We start from the raw sequence: 2215 nt of genomic DNA, 5'->3' as shown, positions 1-2215 counted from the left end.
TCGGAAGAGACCGCCGATGACCACGCCAGGCTGTCGGCCCGCCGCACCTTCGTCGTCGACCCGATCGACGGCACGCGCGGCTTTCTCGACGGTCTGCATTCCTGGTGCGTCAGCGTCGCCGTGGTCGAGGACGGCCGCTCGCTCGCCGGCGTGCTCGAATGCCCGGCCAAGCATGAGACCTACTGGGCGCTGCCGGGCGAGGGCGCCTATCTCAACGACAAGCGCATCCATGTGCGTCCGCTGGGTCAGAGCGTCGATATCGGCGGACCCAAGACGCTGGTCGACTTGATGCCGGAGGCCTGGCACGACAGGCTGCGGCGGGCCGCCTACATCCCCTCGCTTGCTTATAGGCTGGCGATGATCGCCGCCGGCAAGCTCGATGCGACCTTCGTCAAGCCGAATGCGCATGACTGGGACATCGCCGCCGCCGATCTCATCCTCGCCGAGGCTGGCGGTGCACTGCTTGATCGCGCTGGCAAGCCGCCGCGCTATGCCGGCGAGGTGATCAATCACGGCGCGCTCGCGGCCGGCAGCGGCGAACTGCTTGGCGTGCTCGCCGGTGTAATTGCCCGCATTGACCAAGGGTGAGTCGGCCCACAGTTCCAAAATCGTCTGCTTTGGGCTAAACGTTTCACAAAATTCATGAATCTGCGAAGGATCGGCATGGCCGTGGAAGACGGAAAGAAACAGCTTTTGCACCTGGTTTTCGGTGGAGAGCTGAAAAAGCTGGGTGGAACCGAGTTTCGTGACCTGGACGCGCTCGACATCGTCGGAATCTACCCCGACTATCAATCGGCGCACACTGCGTGGAAGGCGAAGGCGCAGGCCAGTGTCGACAATGCCCATATGCGTTATTTCGTTGTTCATCTGCACCGTCTGCTCGATCCAGAAACAAAGGTCGGCGGTTGACGTCGATGGAGCATGAGGCGGTGAAAGGGGCGACCAGGCGGCGCGCTGCCAGACGCGGCGGAACGCGTACGCTGTGGCGGCGCATCCGCGAGCCGTTGGCGCAGTCGGGGTTCGTCAAGAATTTCATCGCCAGCCTGTTCGCCTGGTTCCTGCGGCTGATTCGCCTCACCAGCCCGCTTGTCGAAGGCTCGACGAAGGTTGCCGGCGGCGCTTATGCGCATCTCGAGCCCGGCATCATCGCGCTCTGGCATGGCCAGCAACTCCTGACCCCTGCCTATTACCCCAAGGGCCGGCCGCTGGTCGCCATGGTCTCGCGCAGCGCCGACGCCGAGCTCCAGGCACTGATGCTCGAGAAATTCGGCATCGAGGCGGTGCGCGGTTCCGGCGGCCGCAACAGTTCGAACCACCTCGACAAGGGCGGCGCCAAGGCCTTGATCGCGCTCAAGAGGTCGCTCGTGATCGGCAAGAACGTCGCCATGATCGCCGACATTCCGAACGGCAAGCCGCGCGAGGCCGGGCTTGGCATCGTTCTTCTGGCAAGGCTTTCCGGCCGGCCGATCCTGCCTTCGGCTATCGCCACCAGTCGCCGCAAGGTGCTTGAGAAGAGCTGGGACAAGACCACCATCAACCTGCCTTTCGGGCGCTCCGCGGTTATCGTGGGCCCCCCGGTCTTCGTGCCGGCCGATGCCGACGATGCCGAGATGGAGCGCAAGCGCCAGGAGGTCACCGCCTCCCTCAACGCCGCGACGGCCGAGGCCTATCGCCTCGTGGATGGCGGCAAATGAGCGAGCGCTGGGCGCGTGCGGCCCTGACCGCCTACCGCTATGCGGGGGCGGCCGCCTATCCGCTGATCGGTCCTTATGTCGCCTGGCGGGCCTCGCGCGGCAAGGAGGATCGCGCCCGGCGCCGCGAGCGCTATGGCGTCGCCGGCCGGCCCCGGCCGGAAGGGCCGGTGATCTGGATCCATGCGGCAAGCGTCGGCGAGACGATCGCGGTGGTGCCGCTGGTCGAGAGCATCCTCGACTACGGCGTCAACGTCGTCCTGACCACCGGCACCGTGACATCGGCCAAGGTCGCCGACGAGCGCCTCGGCAGCCGCATCATCCACCAATATGTGCCGCTCGATCTCAAGCCCGCGGTAAGCCGTTTCCTCGATCACTGGCGGCCGGAACTGGCGATCATCGCCGAATCGGAAATCTGGCCGATGACCATCCTGGAACTCGGCGCCCGCAATGTGCCGCAGGTTCTGGTCAACGGCCGGCTGTCGGACCGCTTCTTCCACGAGGTGAAGGAGCGGTCCGACAGC

Annotated in this window: 4 protein-coding genes; all 4 read left to right on the top strand. The window is 65.6% G+C overall.

Annotated features, from left to right (window positions below; genetic code table 11):
• Window positions 1-588 (top strand): inositol monophosphatase family protein (locus EOA28_RS33285; RefSeq protein WP_128315719.1); only part of this gene is annotated, 588 nt, incomplete at its 5' end.
• A gap of 75 nt (window positions 589-663) precedes the next feature.
• Complete coding sequence (locus tag EOA28_RS33280; protein WP_042646392.1) at window positions 664-909, top strand: DUF4170 domain-containing protein; 246 nt, start codon at window positions 664-666, stop codon at window positions 907-909.
• Window positions 910-914: 5 nt separating this feature from the next.
• On the top strand, window positions 915-1694 hold the full coding sequence (locus EOA28_RS33275; RefSeq protein WP_127250620.1) for a lysophospholipid acyltransferase family protein: 780 nt from the start codon (window positions 915-917) through the stop codon (window positions 1692-1694).
• Window positions 1691-2215 (top strand): glycosyltransferase N-terminal domain-containing protein (locus EOA28_RS33270; RefSeq protein ID WP_281060946.1); only part of this gene is annotated, 525 nt, incomplete at its 3' end. The genes EOA28_RS33275 and EOA28_RS33270, both read left to right, overlap by 4 nt.

Origin of the sequence: Mesorhizobium sp. M2A.F.Ca.ET.067.02.1.1 (assembly GCF_004023285.1) — a bacterium.
Taxonomy (GTDB): domain Bacteria; phylum Pseudomonadota; class Alphaproteobacteria; order Rhizobiales; family Rhizobiaceae; genus Mesorhizobium.
This window is presented reverse-complemented; position numbering and strand designations above follow the sequence as displayed.